This window comes from Streptomyces sp. NPDC098789, assembly GCF_044759975.1.
Classification (GTDB): Bacteria; Actinomycetota; Actinomycetes; order Streptomycetales; family Streptomycetaceae; genus Streptomyces.
In genome coordinates this window covers 1-22,337 of record NZ_JBIWAJ010000025.1, presented here as the reverse complement: position 1 = coordinate 22,337, position 22,337 = coordinate 1, and the positions used below count along the sequence as shown (strand labels likewise).

Below are 22,337 nucleotides of genomic sequence, written 5' to 3'. Positions count from 1 at the left end.
CCCCCCATGATCCCCGGCGAAATCCGCTTCGGGGACGGTCCAGTGCGCCTCAACGAAGGCCGCGCCGTCACCCGTCTCACCGTGCTCAACGCTGCCGACCGGCCCGTCCAGGTCGGCTCCCACTACCACTTCGCCGAGGTCAACCCCGGCCTCGACTTCGACCGGCCGGCCGCCCACGGGCTCCGGCTGAACATCGCCGCCGGTACGGCCGTCCGCTTCGAGCCGGGCATCCCGGTCGCGGTGGAGCTCGTACCGCTCGCCGGGCTGCGCGTCGTGCCGGGCCTGCGCGGGGAGACCGGGGGGCCGCTCGATGGCTGAGCTGACCCGGCAGCAGTACGCCGACCTCTTCGGGCCGACCACCGGTGACCGGATCCGGCTGGCCGACACCGACCTCTTCGTCGAGATCGAGCAGGACCTCAGCGGCGGCCCCGGACGCTCCGGCGACGAGGCGGTCTTCGGTGGCGGCAAGGTGATCCGGGAGTCGATGGGCCAGGCCCGCACCACGCGCGCCGAGGGCGCACCCGACACCGTGATCACCGGCGCGGTCGTGCTGGACCACTGGGGCGTCGTGAAGGCCGACATCGGCATCCGCGACGGCCGGATCTGCGGCATCGGCAAGGCGGGCAACCCCGACACCATGGACGGGGTGCACCCGGCCCTGGTCATCGGCCCCGAGACCGAGGTCATCGCGGGCAACGGGAAGATCGTCACGGCGGGCGGCATCGACACCCACGTCCACTTCATCTCGCCGACGATCATCGACGAGGCCCTCGCCTCCGGGATCACCACCCTCGTCGGCGGCGGCACCGGCCCCGCCGAGGGCTCCAAGGCGACCACCGTCACCCCCGGACCCTGGCACCTCGCCCGGATGTTCGCGGCGCTGGAGGACTCCCCGGTCAACATCGGGCTGTTGGGCAAGGGCACCACGATGTCCCGCGACGCCATGTACTCCCAACTGCGCGGCGGCGCGCTCGGGTTCAAGATCCACGAGGACTGGGGCGCCACCCCCGCCGTCATCGATGCCTGTCTGGGCGTCTGCGACGAGACGGGCGCGCAGGTTGCCATCCACACCGACACCCTCAACGAGGCCGGGTTCGTCGCCGACACCCTCGCGGCCATCGGCGGGCGGACCATCCACAGCTACCACACCGAGGGGGCGGGCGGCGGGCACGCGCCCGACATCATCACCGTGGTCTCCGAGTCGAATATCCTGCCCAGCTCGACCAACCCGACCCGGCCGCACACCGTCAACACCATCGAGGAACACCTCGACATGCTGATGGTCTGCCACCACCTCAACCCCGCGGTCCCCGAGGACCTCGCCTTCGCCGAGTCCCGGATCCGCCCCTCCACCATCGCCGCCGAGGACGTCCTGCACGACCTCGGAGCCATCTCGATCATCTCCTCCGACGCCCAGGCGATGGGCCGGATCGGCGAGGTCGTCATGCGGACCTGGCAGACCGCGCACGTGATGAAGAAGCGGCGCGGCTTCCTGCCGGGCGACGGGCCCGCCGACAACCACCGGGCCCGGCGCTACGTCGCCAAGTACACGATCAATCCGGCCGTCGCCCAGGGCCTCGCCCGCGAGATCGGCTCCGTGGAGACCGGAAAGCTCGCCGACCTGGTCATCTGGCGGCCCGCCTTCTTCGGTGTCAAGCCCGAAGTCGTGGTCAAGGGCGGGCAGATCGCCTACGCGCAGATGGGCGACGCCAACGGCTCCATCCCCACCCCGCAGCCCGTGCTGCCCCGGCCGATGTTCGGCGCCACCGGTCGCTCCGCCGGCCACAACTCGCTCAACTTCACCTCCCAGCCCGCGCTCGACGACGGCCTGCCCGAACGCCTGGGCCTGGGGAAGTCGTTCGTGGCGATCGAGAGCACTCGCAAGGTCACCAAGGAGGACATGCGCAACAACGACGCGCGCCCCCACGTCGAGGTGGACGCGGACACCTTCACCGTGACCATCGACGGCGACGTCGTGGAGCCCGCGCCCGCCGCGGAACTCCCCATGGCGCAGCGCTACTTCCTCTTCTGATGCGGGCCTTCGAGAGCGGACCGGTGCGATGAGCCGGGCCGCCCTGCTGGTCCTCGCGGACGGACGCTTCCCCGCCGGTGGCCACGCGCACTCCGGCGGGGCCGAGGCCGCCGTCAAGGCGGGCCGGATCCACGACGACCGCACCCTGGAGGCCTTCTGCCGGGGCCGGTTGCACACCGCCGGCCTGGTCGCGGCGGGCCTGGCCGCCGCGGCCGCCCTCGGCATGGATCCGGCCGTACTGGACGCCGCCGCCGACGCCCGGACGCCGTCGCCCGCCCTGCGGGCCGCCGCGCGCCGGCTCGGTCGGCAGCTGCTGCGGGCCGCCCGGGCCACCTGGCCCTCGGCGGAACTCGAAGCGGTGGCCGCCGCCTTCCCGCGCGGGGCGCACCAGCCCGTGGTGCTCGGCGTCACCGCGCGGGCCGCCGGGCTCGGGCCGCTCGATGCCGCGCACGTGGCGGCGTACGAGGCCGTCGGGGGTCCGGCCACCGCGACCGTGCGGCTGCTGGGCCTGGACCCCTTCGAGGCGAGCGGGGTGCTGGCCCGGCTGGCCCCGGCGATGGACGAGGTCGCCGACCGGGCGGCGGACGCCGCGCGCCTCGCGCTCTCGGCCGGGGCGGGGGCGCTGCCCGCCGCCTCCTCGCCCCTGCTGGACATCGCCGCCGAGGCGCACGCGGCCTGGCCCGTACGCCTCTTCGCCTCCTGAACACCACCCTCCCAAGGAGTCCTCCATGCACCTCGACCACGCCGGCACCTTCCCGCACCGGCACAGCCACAGCGCCGCTCCGCTGCGCGCCGACGGCTCGCGCCGGGCGCTGCGCATCGGACTCGGCGGTCCCGTCGGCTCCGGCAAGACCGCCACGGTCGCGGCGCTCTGCCGGGCGCTGCGCACGGAGTTCTCGATGGCCGTCGTGACCAACGACATCTACACCCGCGAGGACGCCGAGTTCCTGCTCCGCGAGGCGGTGCTGCCGCCCGAGCGGATCGCCGCCGTCGAGACCGGCGCCTGCCCGCACACCGCCATCCGCGACGACATCTCCGCCAACCTGGAGGCGGTGGAGGAGCTGGAGGACGCGATCGGTCCGCTCGACCTGGTGCTCGTCGAGTCCGGCGGCGACAACCTCACCGCCACCTTCTCGCGCGGGCTGGTCGACGCGCAGATCTTCGTGATCGACGTGGCGGGCGGCGACGACATCCCGCGCAAGGGCGGCCCCGGCGTGACCACCGCCGACCTGCTCATCGTCAACAAGACCGACCTGGCCCCCTACGTCGGATCCGACCTGGACCGGATGGCGCGCGACGCCGCCGCCCAGCGCGGTGAACTCCCGGTCGCCTTCCAGTCGCTGCGCGAACCGCAGGGCGTGGGCCCGGTCGCCGCGTGGGTGCGCGGGCACGTCGCGGCCTGGGCGGCCCGGTGACCACAGCCACGGTCACCGCCGCGGCCCCCACCACAGCCGCCGCGGCTCCGCCCGTACCGGCCTCGGGGCTGCGGGCCACCGCCCGCATCCGCGCCGAGGCCGACGGCCGCGGTGGCACCGCCCTGCCGCTGCTCCACGGGGAGGGGCCCTTCGCGCTGCGCCGGACCCGGGGGAGCGACCCCGGGGAGGCGCGGGTCACCCTCGTCGGCGCGATGAGCGCGCCGCTGGGCGGCGACCACCTCACCGTCGAGGCGAGCGCGGGCCCCGGCGCCCGGCTCGCCCTCGGATCGGCCGCGGCCACCCTGGCCCTGCCCGGCCGCGGCGGGGCGCCAGCGCTGTACGAGACCTCGCTGACGCTGGAGGAGGGCGCGGCCGTGCGCTGGCTGCCCGAACAGCTGGTCTCGGTCGCGGGCAGTGACCTGTGGGTGCGCACCCGGGTCGAACTGGCGTCCACCGCGCGGCTGGTGCTGCGCGAGGAACAGGTGCTCGGGCGCGCCGGCGAGGCGCCGGGCCTGCTGCGCAGCCGGCTCACCGTCCACCGCTGCGGGCGGCCCCTGCTGGACCAGGAACTCGGCTGCGGCCCCGGCGCCCCCGACGGCTGGGACGGCCCGGCCGGGCTCGCCGGCCACCGGGCCCTCGGCCAACTCCTGATCGTCGACCCGGCCTTCGCGGCGGACCCGCCCGCCGCCGCGATGCTCGGCGAGCTGGCCGCCGTCACCCCGCTGGCCGGCCCTGCGGTGCTGGTCACGGCCCTGGCGGCGGACGCGCTGGCGCTGCGCGGGGTGTTGGACGGGGCGCTGCGCGCCTACGCCCCGTGAGCGCGGATCCCGTGCGTCGAAGCCGGGACGGAGCGGGACCCCGCTCAGCGGTACACCTCAATCCGGATATCGGGTTGGCAAAGAACCCGACCGCGCTCTGTTGTCGCGTATAGGTCAGGCGCGAAGATCCCCCTGCACGTCGTCCGAAGTCGGCCGCCCACGGCGGCACCTGACGCAGGGGGAACAACCACGTGATACGCAACGCAGCGCTGGGGAGCGCTGCCGCTCTGATCGCCGGTACGCTCACGGCCGGCCTCGTCATGGCCACACCCGCCGCCGCCTCCGACAACCGGTCCTACGGGGTCCCGGAGTCGGTGGGCGTCGAGATCGCCGCCGCCCGCGCGGCGCACGCCGGGATCGACTGGAAGGCCTGTCCGGCCGACTGGGGCTTCGAAGCCCCGATCCAGTGCGGCTACGTCAAGGTCCCGCTCGACTACGCCAAGCCGTTCGGCAAGACCATCGACCTCGCGGTCGACCGGATCGGCAGCACGGGCACCCCGCAGGAGCGCCAGGGCGCCCTGATCTACAACCCCGGTGGTCCCGGCGGCTCCGGCATGCGCTTCCCGCGCCGTGTCACGACCAAGAGCCCGCTGTGGGTCAACACCTCCAAGGCGTACGACTTCGTGGGCTTCGACCCCCGCGGCGTCGGCCACTCCGCGCCGATCTCCTGCATCGACCCGCAGGAGTTCGTCAAGGCCCCCAAGGCCGACCCGGTCCCCGACTCGGTCGCCGACAAGAACGCGCAGCGCAAGCTGGCCGCCGAGTACGCGGACGGCTGCAAGGCGCGCAGCGGCGAGATGCTGCCGCAGATGACCACGCCGAACACCGCGCGCGACCTCGACGTCATCCGCGCCGCCCTCGGCGAGAAGAAGCTGAACTACCTCGGCGTCTCCTACGGCACCTACCTGGGCGGGGTCTACGCGACCCTCTTCCCGACCCACGTGCGCCGCATGATCGTCGACTCCGTGGTCAACCCGGACCAGGACAACATCTGGTACGAGGCCAACCTCGGCCAGGACGTGGCCTTCCAGGGCCGCTGGAACGACTGGCAGGACTGGGTCGCCAAGAACGACGCGTCCTTCCACCTCGGTGACACCCGCGCCAAGGTCCAGGCCCAGTACGAGGCGCTGCGCGCCAAGGCCAAGGCCAACCCGATCGGTGGGGTCGTCGGTCCCGCGGAGCTGATCGGCTTCTTCCAGAGCGCCCCGTACTACGACTCCTCGTGGGTGCCGGTCGCGACGACCTTCGCCGCGTACGTCGCCGGTGACACGCAGGCGCTCGTCGACGCGATCGCCCCGGACATGTCCGACACCAAGGGCAACGCGACGGCGGAGAACGGCAACGCCGTCTACACCGCCGTCGAGTGCGCGGACGCCAAGTGGCCCACCAGCTGGGCCAAGTGGGACCGCGACAACAGCAAGCTGCACGAGAAGTACCCCTTCCTGACCTGGTCCAACGCGTGGATGAACCTCCCGTGCGCGACCTGGAAGGCCAAGCAGTCCACTCCGATCGAGGTCGGTGCCAAGCGCGGTCTGCCGCCGGTGCTGATCGTCCAGTCCGAGCGGGACGCGGCCACGCCGTACGAGGGCGCGGTCTCGCTGCACAAGCGGCTCGCCGGCTCGCGCCTGATCACCGAGCAGAGCGCGGGCTCGCACGGTGTGACCAGCCTGGTGAACCCCTGCATCAACACCCGGGTGGACACCTACCTGCTCACCGGCAAGGTCGACGCCAAGGACGTGAAGTGCGGTCCGCACGCCACTCCCGTCGCCCCGGCCCCGGCCGCCGCGAAGTCGCTCGCCAAGAGCGCGGCGTCCGACCTGCCTGCGCTGGAGGAGCTCCCGGCCGTCCGATAGGGACGAGCGGTCCGTCCGGTCCGCCCCCGGGCTGACCGGACGGACGGTGATCCGTGGAGAAGGCTCAGCGCCCCGTGCGCCGGGCCTTCTTCCGCGTCTCCTCCGCCTCGGCCTTGACCTCGGCGGCGTACCGGTCGACGTACTCCTGACCGGACAGGCCGAGGACGGCGTACATGATCTCGTCGGTGACGGCGCGCAGCACGACGCGCTCGTTCTCCATCCCGGCGTACCGGCTGAACTCCAGCGGCGCGCCGAAGCGGATCGTCACCCGTCGGATCTTGGGGATCTTCTGTCCCGGCGGCTGGATCTCGAAGGTGCCGACCATCGCGCAGGGGACGACGGGCACCCCCGCGCCGAGCGCCATCGCGGCCACGCCCACCTTCCCCTTGTAGAGCCGCCCGTCGTGCGAACGGGTGCCCTCCGGGTAGATGCCCAGCAGCTCGCCCTTGGCCAGTACCCCCAGCCCCTCGCGCAGGGCCGCCCGGCCCGCGTCCTTGCCGGTGCGGTCGACCGGGATCTGGCCCGCGCTGCGGAAGAAGGCGGCGGTGAGCCGCCCCTTGAGGCCGGGTCCGGTGAAGTACTCGGCCTTCGCGAGGAAGGTGATCCGGCGCCCCAGGACGGCGGGCATCAGGAAATGGTCCGAGAAGGACAGGTGGTTGCCCGCCACGATGGCGGCGCCCTCGGACGGAATGTGTTCCATGCCCTCGATCCGCGGCCGGAACAACAGGCGCAGCAGGGGTCCGAGGAGCACGTGTTTGAGCAGGTGGTAGAACATGCGGCCGCTCCCGTCGACGTCCTGCGGTGACCGCCATCCTACGGACAGTCAGCTGCCGGACGGCAGAGGCGGGTGCGGGGCAGCCCGCTGACGGGACGGCTCAGGTGTTGCGCGAGACGGCCATCGCGGCCGTGAGCAGTCCCAGGAGGACCCACCCGAACCACAGCCACCCATTACTGCCGAGGGCCACCGAGTACCCCGCCACCGCCACCAGCGCGGCACAGGTCATGACGGCCATCGCCTTCACAGATCCGGTCATGCCCCATGGTGGCGCGCCCGGGGGCCCCGGCGCTACTGTCCACGCGCTTGGAGGGAGGCCAGATATGCGTTGTACGCCGCCAGCTCCTTGTCGCCGTCCCGGTCGGCCGCCCGGTCGGAGCGCTTCGCGGCCCGCTGCTCGGAGTGGTACCACTGGAAGACCAGCGCGATCAGGACCAGCACGGAGGGGATCTCGCTGAACGCCCAGGCGATGCCGCCGCCCCACTGCTGGTCGAGCAGCGGGTCGATGCCGAGGCTCGCGGACGGGCTGGAGTACGTCTTGATCATCGGCTCGCTCGCCATCATCAGCGCGATGCCGAAGAAGGCGTGGAAGGGCATGCCGGCGAAGAGTTCCAGCATCCGCATCACGTAGCCGGGGCGGTGCGGGCCCGGGTCCACGCCCATGATCGGCCAGAAGAAGATCAGGCCGACGGCGAGGAAGTGCACCATCATCGCGATGTGCCCGGCCTTGGACTCCATCAGGAAGTCGAAGAGCGGGGTGAAGTACAGGCCGTAGAGGCTGGCGATGAACATGGGGATGGTGAAGACCGGGTGGGTGATCACCTTCATGTAGCGGCTGTGCAGGAGCATCAGCAGCAGCTCGCGCGGGCCCTTGTGGCCGCGGGCCGCGGGCGCCAGCGCGCGCAGGGCCAGCGTGACCGGCGCACCGAGCAGCAGCAGGATCGGGGTCAGCATGCTGATGACCATGTGCTGGACCATGTGCACGCTGAACATGACCATGCCGTAGTCGTTCAGCTTGGTGCACATCATCAGCATCACGGTGAGCACGCCGATGGTGAAGGCCACCGTCCGGCCCACGGGCCAGGCGTCGCCGCGCCCGCGCAGGCGCAACACGCCCCACAGGTAGAGGCCGAGCCCGATCAGGGAGCCGAACAGGAAGAACGCGTCGAACGAGAACTCCAGCCCGCGCCCGAGGGTGAACGGCGGCAGGCCACCCATATCCATGCCGTCGTGCGCGAGAAAGTTCATGCGTGTACTCCCTTGACCTGTGGTGCCCCACCACAGTAGTGCCGCCCCCGGTCGCGGCTGCGTCCGGGGGCGGGGTCAGAAGGGGGGAAAGATCACAGAACGGTCTCCGCCTCCGCGTACCGCTCGGCCGGGACCGTCTTGAGCGTCTGGGTGGCCTCGCCCAGCGGGACCATCACGATGTCGGTGCCGCGCAGGGCCGTCAGCATGCCGAACTCGCCCCGGTGGGCGGCCTCCACCGCGTGCCAGCCGAAGCGGGTGGCGAGCACCCGGTCGTACGCCGTCGGCGTGCCGCCGCGCTGGACGTGGCCCAGGATCACCGGACGGGCCTCCTTGCCGAGGCGGTCCTCCAGCTCGACCGCGAGCCGGTTGCCGATCCCGGCGAAGCGCTCGTGGCCGTAGATGTCGGTGCCGCCCTGCTCGAAGGACATGGAGGAGCCCTCCGCGGGCTTGGCGCCCTCGGCGACCACGACGATCGCGAACCGCTTGCCCGCCGAGAACCGCTCGCCGACGATGGCCGTCAGCTCGTCGATGTCGAAGGGCCGCTCCGGCACGACGATCGCGTGGGCGCCCGCGGCCATGCCCGAGTGCAGCGCGATCCAGCCGGTGTGCCGGCCCATGACCTCGACGACCATCACGCGCTGGTGCGATTCGGCGGTGGTCTTGAGCCGGTCGAGGGCCTCGGTGGCCACCCCCACGGCCGTGTCGAAGCCGAAGGTGACGTCGGTCGAGGAGATGTCGTTGTCGATGGTCTTCGGCACGCCGACGATCGGCAGTCCGGCCTCCGAGAGCAGGTGGGCCGCCTTCAGCGTGCCCTCGCCGCCGATCGGGATGATCGCGTCGAGTCCGAGGTCCGCGACGTGGCCGCGGGCCGTCTCGACCCCGCCGCGCAGGTGCGCGGGCTGGACCCGGGAGGAGCCGAGGATGGTGCCGCCGCGGGCCAGGATGCCGCTCACGGCGTCCAGGTCCAGCTTGCGGTAGTCGCCCTCCAGGAGGCCCTTCCAGCCGTCGAGGAAACCGATGACCTCGTCGCCGTGGTCGACGACGGCGCGGTGTACGACGGAGCGGATGACGGCATTCAGGCCGGGGCAGTCGCCTCCGGAAGTGAGCACACCAATGCGCATGGCAGGCAGGACCTTTGCAACGTGGGCCGATGACCGGACCACGTCGTCCGGTTGGAACTACCGCCACCCTACAAGCGGATCCCGGCCGGACTGAACCATCCTCCACATGCTGGTCAGATCAGTCGTACGAACGCACGTCGGCCCGGATCCCCCAAGGGGAATCCGGGCCGGACGGGGTGGTGGCGCTCCGGGTCGGAGGGCCTAGGCGGGCTGCGTCGCCGAGGCGATGCGCTCCGCGCGCAGCGCCTCGTACCACCGGTCGTCGACCGGCGGCAGCGCGTTCACGTCGAGGGCCAGCTTCAGCAGCAGGTCCGCGATCAGCGGGTTGCGGGCCATCACCGGGCCGTGCATGTAGGTGCCGAACACGGTGTCGTTGTACGCGCCCTCCGTGCCGTCGCCCGTGCCGTTGCCGCGGCCCATGCTGACGCGGGCGAACGGGCGGGCGGTCGGACCGAGGTGCGTGACGCCCTGATGGTTCTCGAAGCCCGTCAGCTGCGGCAGGCCGAGCCGCGGGTCGATGTCGCCGAGGACGTCGCCCACGCAGCGCTCGCCCTCGCCGCGCACGGTGACCACGTCCAGCAGGCCGAGGCCCTGCTGGCGCTCGCCCATGTCGTTGACGAACTCCTGGCCGAGGATCTGGTAGCCGGCGCAGACGGAGAAGACGATCGCCCCGTTCGAGACGGCGCGCTCCAGGCCGCCGTCGCGCACCAGCCGCTCCGCGGCCAGTCGCTGGGGCCGGTCCTCGCCGCCGCCGATGAGGTAGATGTCGCCCGAGGTCGGGATCGGCTGGTCGCTGCGGACGTCGACGCGCTGGACGTCCAGACCGCGCAGGCGCGCCCGGCGCTCCACGACCAGGGCGTTGCCCTGGTCTCCGTACGTGCTGAGCAGGTCGGGGTAGACCCACACCAGACGCAGGCTGTTGTCGCTCATGCTCTTGTCCTTTATGGGTACTAGTTGCCGACGCGGCGGCGCACGTCCTGGAAGGCGGTGTAGTTGGCGATCAGCTCGATCTGGCCGGGCGGTGCCAACTGGACGGCCTCGTCGAGGGTCTCGCAGACGCGGAAGTCCAGACCCGCGACCTCCAGGCGGACCGCGAGGTCGAGCTTGCGGTCACCGATCACGAAGATCGGGTGACCGGCGAGGCGCGGGTAGTCCACGTCCCACAGCCAGGAGGTGTCGGTGCCGTCGGCGCCGCGCGCGTTGACCGAAAGGATCACCGGCGTGGGCGGCGGGTCGATCAGAGAAAACGTTTCGAGCCAGCCCGCGGGGTTCTTCGCGAGCAGCAGGCGCAGCTCGCGGCCCTGGAAGGAGACCACGTCGTAGCGGCCGGCCACGGCCTGCACCTGGTACATGCGCTCCAGGGCCACCTGCGGGGGAACCCCGAAGACGGCGGCGACGGCGGCAGAGGTGGCGGCGTTCGCCTTGTTGGCGCGGCCCGGCAGCTGGAGGTGGATCGGCCAGGCGCTGCCGTGCGGGTCGATCACGTGGTCGCCGCTGAGCACCCAGGTCGGGCTGGGGCGGCGGAAGCCGCACTCGCCGCAGAACCAGTCGTCGCCCGGGCGCTGCATGACGCCGCCGCAGGAGGGGCACGACCAGGCGTCGTCCTTCCACTCCTGGCCGGCCGCGACCCACACCACGTTCTGCGACGAGGACGCGGACCACACGATCAGCGGGTCGTCGCAGTTCGCGATGATGACCGCCTTGGAGCCCTGGAGCCCCTCGCGCCACTTCTCCGCGAGCATGCGGGTCTCCGCGGCGCGGTCCAGCTGGTCGCGGCTGAGGTTCAGGAGCGCGATCACCTTCGGCGTCACGTCCCGGGCCACGCCCGCGAGGTACTTCTCGTCGACCTCGATCACGCCGTACTTGGCGTCGCTGCCGCCGGCCAGCGCCGACGTGATGCCCGCGGGCATGTTGGCGCCCAGCGCGTTGGACACCACGGGCCCGCTGGCGCGCAGGGCCTCCGCGATCAGCCGGGTCGTCGTCGTCTTGCCGTTCGTTGCCGACACGAGGACGACATCGAGATGCTGTGCCAGCGCGCCGAGAAGATCGGGATCGAGCCTGAGCGCGACCTTGCCTCCGATCACCGATCCGCTTCCGCGTCCCGCGGCCCGCGACACCGCCGCCGCGGCCTTGCCCGCCGTCACGGCCAGCTTGGCCCGCGGCGAAAGCGGCTCTGTGTTGCCTGCCATCGTCCCTCGTCCTCCTTGCGTCGGTCGGCCCCAGCCTATCCAGAACCGGTGGGAGCCCTGACCGCGGCGCCCACTGAATCGCTCATATAGTCGCTCCGCGTACCCTTATCGCCATGCGACAGCGTCCGATCCCCGGCAATTCAGGCCTCGTCCGCACCATGAGCCTGCTCGGCGATCCGGTGCTCCACTCCGCCTGCGCGGAGGTCACCGACTTCGGTCCGGCCCTCGACCGGCTCATCGAGGACATGTTCGCCACGATGTACGCGGCGGAGGGCGTGGGCCTGGCCGCGAACCAGATCGGCGTGAACCTGCGGGTCTTCGTCTACGACTGCCCCGACGACGAGGACGTGCGCCACGTCGGCCACGTGGTGAACCCGCGCCTCGTCGAGGCCGACGGCCTGGAGCTGGTCGGCCCCGAGGGCTGCCTGTCGCTGCCCGGCCTGGAGGCCGGGACGGTCCGCTTCGACCACGCGGTGGTCGAAGGGGTCACCTCGGACGGCGCGCCGGTGCGGATCTCCGGCACCGGGTTCTTCGCCCGCTGTCTCCAGCACGAGTGCGACCACCTGGAGGGCGGCGTGTACGCGGACCGGGTGACCGGCCTGCGCCTGCGCCGCCTGCGCCGCGCGATCCGCCGGGCGCCCTGGTCCGCTCCCGCCTCCTGAGCGCCCCCGCGCCCGCCGGGGGTACGGGCCCCCGCGCCGCGGGTTGGTCAGAAGCCGGGGCCGTCCGGGCGGTTGCCCGCGGTCGCCAGCCGGCCCCAGAGCAGGTCGACCAGGTCGCTGACCAACTCGGCGCGGTCGCAGGGGCGCTCGCCGAGCCACCAGTCGCCGGCCGCGTGCATCATGCCGACGATCCCGTGGCCCCACACCCGCGCCAGCCGGTCCCCGCCGGGGCCCAGGTCCACCCGCTCCGCGATGACCTCGGCCAGCTCCTCGCCGAGGCGGCGCAGCAGCGGCGCCGAGTGCAGGCCGACGTCGAAACCGCGCTCGGCGGTCTGCGGGTCCTCGGCCGGGTGCATCAGGAACCGGTATACCTGCGGGCGCGCCTCGATGGCGGCGAGGTAGGTGTCGAGGGTGGCCTCGACCCGGCGCCGACGCTCGGCCGGTGCGTCCAGCGCGGCGCGCAGGGATTCCAGGAGCGCGTCGGTGTGGCGGACGGCGAGGGCCTGGTAGAGGCCCGCCTTGTCGCCGAAGTGCCGGTAGAGGATGGGCTTGGTGATGCCCGCCTCGGCCGCGATGGCGTTCATGGAGGCCCGGGGGCCGTCCCTCAGGACGACGCGGTCGGCCGCTTCGAGCAGCTCCCGCCGCCGGTGTTCGGACGATCCTTGTTGGCCGCCCGCCGGGCCGGCCTGCCGCGTGGTCTCCATGACGTGTTTCTCTCCCCGCCCTTGCGATGTGCTCGACGCCCACGCAACGTAACACCCCGCACACCCGGTCGGTCGAATCGGCGGCGGTGGTGGACGGAGGCTGCTGGTTGACAGTGGCTACCCGTCAGTAACACACTGTGCTCACTGTTCGATGTTACCGCGAGTAACGTCATGGGCTCGACAAGCGCAGCTGGAGGGGACGACATGGCGGAGTTCACCATGGATCTGAGCGAGGACCAGAAGCAGGTGCGCGACTGGATCCACGGCTTCGCCGCCGACGTGATCCGGCCCGCCGCCGCGGAATGGGACGAGCGCGAAGAGACTCCCTGGCCCGTCATCCAGGAGGCCGCGAAGGTCGGCATCTACTCCCTCGACTTCTACGCGCAGCAGTTCTTCGACCCGACCGGCCTCGGCATCCCGATGGCCATGGAGGAGCTGTTCTGGGGCGACGCGGGCATCGCCCTGTCGATCGTCGGCACCGGGCTCGCCGCCATCGGCGTCGTGGCCAACGGCACCGAGGAGCAGATCGGCACCTGGATACCCCAGATGTACGGCACCCCGGACGACGTGAAGGTCGCCGCCTTCTGCTCCTCCGAGCCGGACGCCGGCTCCGACGTCGGCTCGATGCGCACCCGGGCCGTCTACGACCAGGCCAAGGACGAGTGGGTGCTGAACGGCACCAAGACCTGGGCGACCAACGGCGGCATCGCCAACGTCCACATCGTCGTCGCCGTGGTCGACCCGGAGCTCGGCACCAAGGGGCACGCCTCCTTCATCGTGCCGCCGAACACCCCGGGCCTGTCCCAGGGCCAGAAGTTCAAGAAGCACGGCATCCGCGCCTCGCACACCGCCGAGGTGGTGCTGGAGGACGTCCGGATCCCCGGTTCCTGCCTGCTCGGCGGCAAGGAGAAGCTGGACGAGCGGCTCGCCCGGGCCCACGAGCGGGCCCGCAGCGGCGGCGGGGAGCGCGTGAAGAACGCGGCCATGGCCACCTTCGAGGCCTCCCGGCCCGCCGTCGGCGCGATGGCGGTCGGCACGGCGCGGGCGGCGTACGAGGTGGCCCTGGACTACGCGAAGACCCGCACCCAGTTCGGCCGCCCGATCATCGACAACCAGGGCGTGGCCTTCCAGCTCGCCGACATGCGCACCTCCATCGACGCGGCCCGGCTGCTGGTGTGGCGGGCGTCGTGGATGGCGGTCGCCGGCAAGCCCTTCACCTCGGCGGAGGGCTCGATGTCGAAGCTCTTCGCGAGCGAGGTCGCCAAGAAGGTCACCGCACAGGCCGTGCAGATCCTCGGCGGCAACGGCTTCACCCGCGAGTACCCGGTGGAGCGGATGCACCGGGACAGCGCGATCTACACGATCTTCGAGGGCACGAGCGAGATCCAGCGCCTGGTGATCGCGCGGACCCTCTCGGACATGCCGATCCGCTAGCGGTTCCGTTCCGCGCCGCTGTCGCCCCTGCTGCGGGACCCGTCCCGCAGCAGGGAATCGATCACGCGCCCGAAGAGGTGGCGGCCGGCCGCGGCGACCGCCGCATCGAGCAGGCGGGGCGCGGCCCGCAGGCGCAGTTCCTCGTGCCAACGGACCTCCGCGCCGCCCGTCGGCAGCGGGCGGACCTCGATCTCCGCCCAGCCCCGCACCACGCCCCCGAGCTTCTCCAGTCGGACGGTGCCCGCGCCGCCCTCCGTGGGGGGCCGCCAGAGGGTCACTTCCATGGGGTCGTCGAATGTGACCCCGGCCACACCCGTACGGGCCGTGAAACGGGTTCCGACGCCCGTCGGCGGCGCCGTCGTGATCACGGTCCGGGTCAGCGGCACCCGCGCACCATGGCGTTCCCAGTCGGTGAGCCTGCGCCACGCCTCGGCGGCGGGCAGCGGCGTGCGGCGCAGGATCCGGATAACGGGCATGAGCGCATCGTAATCGGGCATACACATCCTGAACTGGACCTCGAATATGGGTTCCGTCCGGGGGCGGTGATCGGTAATACTCCTCGCCACCGTGGATCGCGGAATCGACCGGTTGACCATCGGCCCTCCCGCCCCACCCTGCGATGAGGTGCGCCATGTGCTCCCACCAGCCCCCCTGCCCGACCGCTGACAGCGCCGATCACGACGCCGCACGCACGGTCGCCTTCCATCCCGAACAGGGCTGGAGCCTGCTGTGCAATGGCGCCGTGGTCTTCGACGACACCGGTGAACTGCTCCCCGACGGCCGTACGGTGGCTCCCCGCCGACCGGCCCTGGTCTGAGCGAGGAGGCAGCATGCGCCAGCAGCTGATCCGCAAGCCCGTCCCGAAGCCCGCCCCCCGCGACCTCGACCTGCGCACCCCGTCCGGCCGGCCCCTGCCGTACTGACGCCCGTGCGAGCCGCCCGCGCCCGCCGCCGGGCCGCCGATGCCCGCTCGGGGGGCGTCGGCGCTCAGCCGGTGGGCGCCGCCGCGCCGCCGCGGAAGGCGTCCTCGTAGGCCTCGTCCCCGATCGCCGCCCGCGCGCGCCGCTCGCCCTCGTCCCGCAGGGCCAGCAGCGAGGGCGAGCCGCCCATCTGGGGGTGGCCGACCGTCCGCCACCACGCCTGGCCGGTGCCCAGCAGCCGCGCCGCCAGTTCCCCGTCGCCCAGCCCCGCGACCGCGGCGGCCAGCACGTCCAGGCCCAGCGCGATCCCCAGCCGGTCGCCCAGCAGCCGTTTGCCCGAGAGCATCGCCCGCACGTGCCGGGCCGCCTCCCCGTGGTGGCCGAGCCCGAGCGCCGCCACCGCCAGGACGTAATCGGCGTAGGCGCGCAGCCAGCGGTCGCCCAGCTCCGCACAGGCCTCGCCCAGCCCCCGGGCCTCCTCGGCCGCCTCCTCGAACCTGCCCAGGTCGCACAGCGCGTACGAGGCCGACAGCCGGCACAGCAGCCAGCCCGGGCCGCTGGTGCGCCCGCCGTGCCCGGCCCGGGCCCGCGGACCGGCCAGCTCCAGCGCCCGCTGCGGATCCCCGGGCATCAGCAGGGACACCGACAGCAGGTACGCGGCCCGCAGCTCCGGTTCGGGGTCCGCCAGGTGGACGGCCGCCTCGACGCACTGCGCGCCCAGCGCCTGGGCGGCCGGCATCTCGCCCTGCAGCATGGCGGTGAGCCCGAGCGCCCAGAGCGCCTGGAAGTGCGCCGTCCCGGCCCTCGGGGTCCCCTGGAGCGCCCGCTCCAGGAAGCCGCGGCCCTCGTGCGTGTGCCCGCAGGAGAACCAGAAGAACCACAGCGCCCCGGCCATCTCCAGGGCCGTCGCCCGGTCGGTGCCCAGCAGGTGCTCCAGGGCGGTGCGCAGCTGTGCGTGTTCGGCGGTCATCCTGCGGTACCAGTCGACCTGGCCCGGGCCGAGCCAGCCGGCGTCGGCGGCCCGGGCGAGGGCCGCGTACCAGTGGGCGTGCCGGTCGGCGAGCGTACGCACCTCGTCGAGCTCGATCAGCCAGTCGTGCCCGTACTCGCGGATCGTGTCCAGCATCCGGTAGCGGGCCCCGCTGCCCCGCTCCTCGGTGCGCCGCACCACCGACTTCGCGACCAGCGCGGCCAGCACCCGCTCGACCCGGGCCGGCGGCAGCGGCCCGCCCGAGCACACCGCCCGGGCGGCCGTCAGGTCGAAGTCCCCGGCGAAGACCGACAGCCGTGCCCACAGCAGCCGCTCCACCGGCGCGCACAGCTCGTGGCTCCAGCCGATCGCCGTCCGCATGGTCCGGTGCCGCGGTTGGAGTGCGGTCAGGGGGTCGGACAGCACGTCGAACCGCGCGTCCAGGCGCTGGGCCATCTCCTCCAGGCTCCACAACCGCAGCCGGGCGCCGGCGAGTTCCAGGGCGAGCGGAATCCCGTCCAGGCGGCGGCAGACCTCGGCGGCGATGGCGGCCCGCCGGGGATCGGCGAAGACGGCCGCGGTCTCCGGCGCGGCGGCCAGGGCGCGTTGGCGAAAGAGCGCGAGGGCGTCGCTGTCGGGTCCCTCGGCGGGCAGCGGGCGGACCTCGACCAGCATCTCGCCGGGGGACCCCAGTGGTTCGCGGGAGGTGACCAGCACGGTCAGGCCCGGGGCGGACTGGAGGAGTTCGCCCACCAGGTGGCGGCAGGCGGCCACCAGGTGTTCGGCGGTGTCGAGGACCAGGAGCAGCTCCTTGTCCGCCATCCAGGCGCAGAGCTCCTCGTCGGGGGAGCGCGCGGAGTGGTCGGAGAGCCCCAGGGCGTGGGCGACGGTGGAGGTGAGCAGCTCCGGATCGCGCAGGGGCGACAGCTCCACCCACCAGACGCCGTCGCGGTGTCCCGGGGGCAGCGCGTGCAGGGCGCGCAGGGCCAGCCGGGACTTGCCGACGCCTCCGACGCCGGTCAGGGTGGTCAATCTGCGCTCGCGCAACAGCGCCTTTATGAGGTCGAGTTCGGGCCCCCGGCCCACGAGCGCCGCCGTCTCCGGCGGCAGGTTCCCCGGCACGGAGGCAGAGTCTGGCCGAGGGTCGCCGCCCGACGGACCGGACTGACCGCTGTTGATCGAGTACTCACCGAACACGGAAGTATTGTGCGCGATCCGCGTTCGTGGCAGTGCCGTTCGGTGAAGATCGCGGAAGATCACGTGCGGCCGTGGGGGCCCGCGCGGCCGCGGGGGCTCAGCCGAGCGGCACCCGGCGCTCCGCCGAGAAGGACCCCCAGTTGCCGTCGGGCAGCCGTGCGCGCAGCTTCAGGGACCAGACCGTACCGGCCGGTTCGGCGACGCTGAGCCGGTACTCGGCCCGTCCCGCGGGCACCGCGCCCGTACCGAACTGGATGATGGTCGTGGGCTGTTCGTTGACGTACAGCTGGTACTCGGCGGTGGGCCGCCCGGTGTCGGGCGGGTTCCAGGACAGGGCGACGGAACCGGGCGAAGCGGTCGCGGTGAAGTCGGCGGGCGCCGTGCTCGGGCCCTTGCCCGTGGCGGTGGCGGTGGTGACGTCCACCGGCGGGCTGTCGGGCGAGGAGTTGTCGGCGCCGTCGCGGGCGCGCACGGTGAAGGTGTAGACGGTGTCCGGCTGCAGGCCCGTCAGCCGGGTGCTGGTCTCCGTGGCGCCGGCGGTGTGGATGCGCACCCCGCCCTGGTAGACGTCGTAGGCCGTCACGCCCGTGTCGTCGGTGGCGGGGGCCCAGGTCAGGACGGCGGCGCGGGCGCCGTCCGGGTGGCCGGACGCGCGCGTCGGGGTCGTCGGCGGCCGGTGGTCCTCGGCCTTGGCGGCGCCTGTGGTGACGGTGGCCGCGGCGCTGGGGGCGGAGAGGTTCCCGGCGGCGTCCCCGGCCCGCACGGTGAAGGAGTACGCCGTCGTCGGAGTCAGGCCGGTGAGGTCCACCATCGTCTTCTCCGCCGGGACCTCCCGGACCACGGCCCCTGCCTGGAGTATCTGATACCGCGTCACACCGTCCCGCGCGTCGGCGGATTGCCACATCACGTGCACGGAAGTGGCGCTGCCCGCCTGGGCGGTGAGCCCGGCGGGCGACGCGGGTGGCCGCGTGTCGGGGGAGCCGCAGGCGGTGAGCGCGGCGAGGGCGGCGACGGCCAGGCAGCGGGCGGCCGTTCCGGCGGGGGAGGTCGTTCTGGTGGGGGAGGCGGGGCGGCGCAAGGGGGCGTCCTCACGGGGTGTCGGTGCGGCGCCGTCCGGGTGGGGCCGGGGCGGGTGGGGGCCGCGATCGGCGCCGCAAAGGTCTAGACATATATGGCACGCCCCGCGCCCCCGCGGCAAGACCCCGGGCGCCGGAGCCGCTTGGCGATCCGCGGACGCGGGCCGCACGCACGCCGACCACTGATCCACCGCTGTCACACACGGTCAACACCCGTATGGCGGACACGCGTTTCACCCGAAGGCACCGCTCGCTGCGCCACCATGGCGCCGCGCACAAGGAGGTGCCCGATGGTGATTTCGCTTTCCGTGGTCGTCCTGCTCGTCGTCCTCGCGTCGATCTTCGTACGCAGTGGCGGCCTCAAGTTCTCGCACGCGCTGGTCTGCGTCCTGCTCGGCTTCTACCTGGCGAGCAGCAGCATGGCCGCGACCATCCACAACGGCCTCGCGGCCACGGCGCAGGTGGTCGGCGACCTCAGGCCCTGACGGGCGTCGCGCGGTGCGAATCGTCCCGCCCGTGCATGGACTCCTCCGGTCGCCCGATCTACTGTCTGGCCGCGGCGCGATATCAGGCACACCGTCAACAGGACGGAAGACAGACGCAGGAGAGAGGAGGAGGCCCGGATGGTGCGAAGAGCGCTGAACTGCGCGGTGATTCCGGCCGTCGCCGTCGTCGTGGCGATGTACGGGATCTCCCCGGCGCGAGCCGACGCGATACCCCAGGCACCCGGCCACCGACTGGTCAGCCACTACGACGGCAGCCCCGCGACGGCCGAACCGGTGCCCGGCCAGGCCCCGCCCCAGCACCCCTTCCTCGCGCCCAACGGGCGCAGCGGGATGCACGCCGACGCGGCGGGCAGCGCCACCTATCCCTGGTCCGGTCCGCTCGGCAGGAACCCCAGGGTCACCAGTGAGAAGATCGCCGCGCTCGGCGGCGAGTGCGCCACCGCCACCTTCGACGCGGGCGGTCGCCTGGTCACGGTCTGCGGCACCTTCTCCGGCTTCAAGGTCAAACTGCTCGACCCCCGCTCCCTCGCCACGCTCGCCGAGTACCCGCTCCCGCAGCGCTCCTCGACGGTCGAGGCGATCACCTCGCTCGACTTCTCGAAGATATTCAAGGACACCTCGGGCGGCGCGTACTTCTACCTGGACGACCAGGACCGGGCGGTGCTGGCCGACTCCCGCCAGCACGTCCTGCGCCTCGCGCACCGCCAGAGCCCGGACGGCAGCTGGAAGTTCACCGTCGACGACGACTGGGACCTCACCGGTCAGGTCCCGCACGACTGCGCGAGCTGGACCAACCTGCGGCCCAGCGGCACCTGCGATCCGCTCACCTCGGTGATGCCCGACTGGCAGGGCCGCATCTGGTGGGTCACCCGGCAGGGCCGCGTCGGCACCCTCGACCCGGCGACCGGGGCCCTGCGCTCCGTCCGGCTGGCGGGCGAGGAGATCCAGAACTCCTTCTCCGTCGCCGAGGACGGCGTGTCGATCGTCTCCGACCACGCGCTCTACAGCTTCCGCGCCACGGCCGACGGCACCCCGCAGGTGCAGTGGCGCCAGACCTACGACCGCGGCTCGGGCACCAAACCCGGTTCCGTGAACCAGGGTTCGGGCACCACCCCGGACCTCTTCGGCGACGGCTACGTCGCCATCACCGACAACGCCGACGACCGGATGAACGTCCTCGTCTACCGGCGGGGCGTCGACGTCCCGGCCGACCGGCGGCTCGTCTGCACGGTCCCGGTCTTCCGCTCCGGCGCCTCCACCACCGACAACTCCCTGATCAGCTGGGGCAACAGCCTCGTCGTCGAGAACAACTACGGCTACGAGAACCTCACCACCCTGCTGCTCGGCAAGAGCGTCGTCGGCGGCGCGAGCCGGGTAGACGTCCGGCCCGACGGCAGCGGCTGCGACACCGTGTGGGAGAGCGGGATCCGCTCGCCCTCGACCGTGCCCAAGCTCTCCACGGCCAACGGCCTGCTCTACTTCTACGAGAAGGAACCCAACGCCTGGGGGATCGACGCCTGGTACCTCAGCGCCGTCGACTTCCGCACCGGCCAGCGCCGCTGGAGGCGACTGACCGGCACCGGACCGCTGTACGACAACAACTGGGCGCCCATCACCATCGGCCCCGACGGCACGGCGTACGTCGGCGTCTTCAACGGCATCGTGGCCGTCCGCGACGGCGGCTGAGGGGATGAGCGGGGGGCGGCGGCGCGCCCCCGCTCAGTCCTCCCGGCCGTTCGGGATCCGCCACAGCGGGTGTTCCTGCCGGGCCCAGTCCCGGTCCACCGATCCGGTCCGCATGCCGCGCCGGGCCTCCGGATCGGCCAGCGCCTTGCCCACGTGAGCGGCGAGCACCACGCCCAGGGCGAGCGCCAGCCAGTCGTGGACGAAGGTGGCCGCCGTCCGCCAGCGCAGCGGGGCGAAGCCCGTCACCCACATGAGCAGTCCGGTCCCCAGCATCACCAGGACCGCTCCGGCCAGCCAGCTCGCGTACACCTTCTGGCCGGCGTTGAACTTCCCGGCGGGCCGGGGGCTGCGCCGGTCCCGGCGCAGCGCCGCCCGCAGCCACGTCCCGTCGTGCGGGCCGAAGCGGCCCAGCCGGCGCAGATCGCCGCGGAAGGCCCGCGAGGCCAGCCCCAGCAGGAAGGGCGCCGGGAGCAGCAGCCCGGACCACTCGTGCACGGTGACGACGAGGTGACGGCGGCCGACCAGTTCGGCGAGCGGGGAGAGGTACAGGCAGGCGGCCGAGGCCACGCACAGGCCCATCAGGACGCCGGTGGCCCGGTGCACCAGGCGCTGGGAGCGGCCGAACCGGCGCACCCGTGGGGCGGCGGTCGCCGCGGCGGTCTCAGACGGTAGGGGCATCGTCGCGTCCGTTCGACTTTCCGACCCAGGCGTCGACGTCGTAGCCGAGGCGTTCCCAGTAACCCGGTTCCACGTCCCGGGTCACCGTGATGCCGGAGAGCCACTTCGCCGACTTGTAGAAGTACATGGGGGCGGCGTAGAGCCTGACCGGACCGCCGTGGGTGTGGCCGAGGGGCTGGTCCTGCATGCGCAGGGCCACCAGTACGTCGTCGCGCCGGGCCTGCGGCAGGGTCAGGCTCTCGGTGTACGCGCCGTCGAAGCAGGTGAAGCGGATGGCCCGGGCCTGCGGGCTGACGCCGGCCGCGTCCAGCAGCCGGTACAGCGGCACCCCTTCGAAGGGGGTGTGCGGGACCCGCCAGCCCGTCACGCACTGCACGTCGCGCACGACCCGGGTCTGCGGGAGTCGACCGAGATCGTCCAGGGTGTACGTGGCCGGGCGCTCGACCATGCCGTCCACGGTGAGCCGGTAGTCCTGCGGGCCGCGCCGGGGGACGGAGGAGGCCACCGAGTAGTAGCGGAAGCCGCCGCCGTTGGGCAGCAGGGAGGTGATCCCGGTGGGGTCCTTGTCGGCGGTGGCCCCCAGGACCGATTCGAAGCCGCGCTGGAGGTAGGGGGCGGCGGCCAGGCCCACGGCCCCGAGGCCGACCATCCCCAGGACCACGCGGCGGCCGACGGGGGAGCCCTGGCCGTCCGGATCGGGGCCCTGCGGATCGGGGCCCTCGGGGTCCGGGCGCTCGGGGTCCCGTGCGTGCTGTTCAGTGCTCACCCGGCGATTCGACCACCGTCGCCCGCCGGGCACCAGAGTCGGCGGCCCGCCGTCAGGATTCCGTCACACCTTGCCCGGGCCCGCTCCAGCCGGCGGAGCCATTCCAGCCTCGCCGGGGGAGTTTGAGGCGCTGGCCCGGGCGGAGCCGAACCCAGCCTCGCCCGGGGGCCCCTCCCAGCGGTAGCTGGGGGAGTTTGAGGCGCGGGGTCCGGGGCGGAGCCCCGGGAGCCCCGCAGGGGACAACGGCCCTGGCGGGCCGCCCCGGGCTCCGCCCGGACCCGCGCCGC

The 22,337-nt window shown here is 72.8% G+C and carries 23 protein-coding genes; 11 read left to right on the top strand and 12 right to left on the bottom strand.

Annotated features, from left to right (window positions below):
* Positions 1 to 6: 6 nt before the first annotated feature.
* The 6 genes from ACIQWR_RS35610 to ACIQWR_RS35585 all read left to right on the top strand — a co-directional run bounded on the left by ACIQWR_RS35610 (position 7) and on the right by ACIQWR_RS35585 (position 6,118).
* Positions 7 to 318, top strand: a complete 312-nt coding sequence (locus ACIQWR_RS35610) for an urease subunit beta (protein ID WP_330329244.1) — start codon at positions 7 to 9, stop codon at positions 316 to 318.
* Positions 311 to 2,032, top strand: a complete 1,722-nt coding sequence (locus tag ACIQWR_RS35605) for an urease subunit alpha (protein WP_404018437.1) — start codon at positions 311 to 313, stop codon at positions 2,030 to 2,032. The genes ACIQWR_RS35610 and ACIQWR_RS35605 overlap by 8 nt, the downstream gene beginning before the upstream one ends.
* Before the next feature lie 28 nt (positions 2,033 to 2,060).
* Positions 2,061 to 2,735, top strand: coding sequence for an urease accessory protein UreF (locus ACIQWR_RS35600; protein ID WP_404018435.1), 675 nt, complete (start codon positions 2,061 to 2,063; stop codon positions 2,733 to 2,735).
* A 25-nt stretch (positions 2,736 to 2,760) separates the two neighbouring features.
* Positions 2,761 to 3,447, top strand: a complete 687-nt coding sequence (gene ureG / locus ACIQWR_RS35595) for an urease accessory protein UreG (RefSeq protein WP_404018433.1) — start codon at positions 2,761 to 2,763, stop codon at positions 3,445 to 3,447.
* 68 nt (positions 3,448 to 3,515) lie between these two features.
* On the top strand, positions 3,516 to 4,265 hold the full coding sequence (locus tag ACIQWR_RS35590; protein ID WP_404018675.1) for an urease accessory protein UreD: 750 nt from the start codon (positions 3,516 to 3,518) through the stop codon (positions 4,263 to 4,265).
* A 260-nt stretch (positions 4,266 to 4,525) separates the two neighbouring features.
* Positions 4,526 to 6,118 (top strand): alpha/beta hydrolase, encoded by a 1,593-nt coding sequence (locus tag ACIQWR_RS35585; protein WP_404018672.1) that lies wholly within the window; start codon positions 4,526 to 4,528, stop codon positions 6,116 to 6,118.
* 64 nt (positions 6,119 to 6,182) lie between these two features.
* Here the strand turns inward: ACIQWR_RS35585 and ACIQWR_RS35580 are convergent, their stop codons facing one another.
* The 6 genes from ACIQWR_RS35580 to ACIQWR_RS35555 all read right to left on the bottom strand — a co-directional run bounded on the left by ACIQWR_RS35580 (position 6,183) and on the right by ACIQWR_RS35555 (position 11,451).
* Entirely contained in the window at positions 6,183 to 6,893 is a 711-nt protein-coding gene (locus ACIQWR_RS35580; RefSeq protein WP_404018430.1) for a lysophospholipid acyltransferase family protein, read from the bottom strand.
* Between the two features lie 100 nt (positions 6,894 to 6,993).
* Positions 6,994 to 7,152: a hypothetical protein gene (locus tag ACIQWR_RS35575; RefSeq protein WP_385777015.1), complete on the bottom strand. Its 159-nt coding sequence runs from the start codon at positions 7,150 to 7,152 to the stop codon at positions 6,994 to 6,996.
* Positions 7,153 to 7,184: 32 nt separating this feature from the next.
* Positions 7,185 to 8,141: a cytochrome c oxidase assembly protein gene (locus ACIQWR_RS35570; protein WP_404018427.1), complete on the bottom strand. Its 957-nt coding sequence runs from the start codon at positions 8,139 to 8,141 to the stop codon at positions 7,185 to 7,187.
* A gap of 92 nt (positions 8,142 to 8,233) precedes the next feature.
* Positions 8,234 to 9,262: a 6-phosphofructokinase gene (locus tag ACIQWR_RS35565; protein WP_399258923.1), complete on the bottom strand. Its 1,029-nt coding sequence runs from the start codon at positions 9,260 to 9,262 to the stop codon at positions 8,234 to 8,236.
* A 201-nt stretch (positions 9,263 to 9,463) separates the two neighbouring features.
* Complete coding sequence (locus ACIQWR_RS35560; RefSeq protein WP_354381934.1) at positions 9,464 to 10,192, bottom strand: glutamine amidotransferase; 729 nt, start codon at positions 10,190 to 10,192, stop codon at positions 9,464 to 9,466.
* A gap of 20 nt (positions 10,193 to 10,212) precedes the next feature.
* Positions 10,213 to 11,451, bottom strand: coding sequence for a MurT ligase domain-containing protein (locus ACIQWR_RS35555; protein WP_404018424.1), 1,239 nt, complete (start codon positions 11,449 to 11,451; stop codon positions 10,213 to 10,215).
* Between the two features lie 113 nt (positions 11,452 to 11,564).
* Between ACIQWR_RS35555 and def the strand changes: the two genes are divergently transcribed.
* Positions 11,565 to 12,113 carry a peptide deformylase gene (gene def, locus ACIQWR_RS35550; protein ID WP_399258917.1) on the top strand — a complete coding sequence of 183 codons (549 nt, stop codon included), beginning with the start codon at positions 11,565 to 11,567 and terminating at the stop codon, positions 12,111 to 12,113.
* A gap of 47 nt (positions 12,114 to 12,160) precedes the next feature.
* Here def and ACIQWR_RS35545 read toward each other — a convergent pair whose 3' ends face one another.
* The gene (locus ACIQWR_RS35545; protein ID WP_404018421.1) at positions 12,161 to 12,817 is read right to left on the bottom strand and encodes a TetR family transcriptional regulator; all 657 of its coding nucleotides are present in this window, start codon (positions 12,815 to 12,817) and stop codon (positions 12,161 to 12,163) included.
* Positions 12,818 to 13,021: 204 nt separating this feature from the next.
* On the opposite strand from ACIQWR_RS35545, the gene ACIQWR_RS35540 reads away from it, so the two are divergent.
* Positions 13,022 to 14,251 carry an acyl-CoA dehydrogenase family protein gene (locus ACIQWR_RS35540; protein ID WP_404018419.1) on the top strand — a complete coding sequence of 410 codons (1,230 nt, stop codon included), beginning with the start codon at positions 13,022 to 13,024 and terminating at the stop codon, positions 14,249 to 14,251.
* Here the strand turns inward: ACIQWR_RS35540 and ACIQWR_RS35535 are convergent.
* Positions 14,248 to 14,727 carry an SRPBCC family protein gene (locus tag ACIQWR_RS35535; RefSeq protein WP_404018416.1) on the bottom strand — a complete coding sequence of 160 codons (480 nt, stop codon included), beginning with the start codon at positions 14,725 to 14,727 and terminating at the stop codon, positions 14,248 to 14,250. The two genes, ACIQWR_RS35540 and ACIQWR_RS35535, sit on opposite strands and share 4 nt — an antisense overlap.
* Before the next feature lie 155 nt (positions 14,728 to 14,882).
* Between ACIQWR_RS35535 and ACIQWR_RS35530 the strand changes: the two genes are divergently transcribed.
* Positions 14,883 to 15,068: a DUF5999 family protein gene (locus tag ACIQWR_RS35530; protein WP_330329229.1), complete on the top strand. Its 186-nt coding sequence runs from the start codon at positions 14,883 to 14,885 to the stop codon at positions 15,066 to 15,068.
* A gap of 170 nt (positions 15,069 to 15,238) precedes the next feature.
* On the opposite strand, the gene ACIQWR_RS35525 is transcribed toward ACIQWR_RS35530, so the two are convergent.
* Together ACIQWR_RS35525 and ACIQWR_RS35520 are read right to left on the bottom strand one after the other, a co-directional pair.
* Positions 15,239 to 17,263: an ATP-binding protein gene (locus tag ACIQWR_RS35525; protein WP_404018413.1), complete on the bottom strand. Its 2,025-nt coding sequence runs from the start codon at positions 17,261 to 17,263 to the stop codon at positions 15,239 to 15,241.
* Positions 17,264 to 17,435: 172 nt separating this feature from the next.
* Complete coding sequence (locus ACIQWR_RS35520) at positions 17,436 to 18,416, bottom strand: fibronectin type III domain-containing protein (RefSeq protein ID WP_404018410.1); 981 nt, start codon at positions 18,414 to 18,416, stop codon at positions 17,436 to 17,438.
* Between the two features lie 288 nt (positions 18,417 to 18,704).
* On the opposite strand from ACIQWR_RS35520, the gene ACIQWR_RS35515 reads away from it, so the two are divergent.
* Together ACIQWR_RS35515 and ACIQWR_RS35510 are read left to right on the top strand one after the other, a co-directional pair.
* Positions 18,705 to 18,899 (top strand): hypothetical protein, encoded by a 195-nt coding sequence (locus tag ACIQWR_RS35515; protein ID WP_385777032.1) that lies wholly within the window; start codon positions 18,705 to 18,707, stop codon positions 18,897 to 18,899.
* Between the two features lie 138 nt (positions 18,900 to 19,037).
* The gene (locus tag ACIQWR_RS35510; protein WP_404018408.1) at positions 19,038 to 20,606 is read left to right on the top strand and encodes a hypothetical protein; all 1,569 of its coding nucleotides are present in this window, start codon (positions 19,038 to 19,040) and stop codon (positions 20,604 to 20,606) included.
* Between the two features lie 33 nt (positions 20,607 to 20,639).
* On the opposite strand, the gene ACIQWR_RS35505 is transcribed toward ACIQWR_RS35510, so the two are convergent.
* Both ACIQWR_RS35505 and ACIQWR_RS35500 read right to left on the bottom strand, forming a co-directional pair.
* Positions 20,640 to 21,284 carry a cytochrome b/b6 domain-containing protein gene (locus ACIQWR_RS35505; protein ID WP_404018406.1) on the bottom strand — a complete coding sequence of 215 codons (645 nt, stop codon included), beginning with the start codon at positions 21,282 to 21,284 and terminating at the stop codon, positions 20,640 to 20,642.
* Positions 21,268 to 21,933, bottom strand: coding sequence for a molybdopterin-dependent oxidoreductase (locus ACIQWR_RS35500; protein ID WP_404018669.1), 666 nt, complete (start codon positions 21,931 to 21,933; stop codon positions 21,268 to 21,270). The genes ACIQWR_RS35505 and ACIQWR_RS35500 overlap by 17 nt, the downstream gene beginning before the upstream one ends.
* Between the last annotated feature and the right edge of the window lie 404 nt (positions 21,934 to 22,337).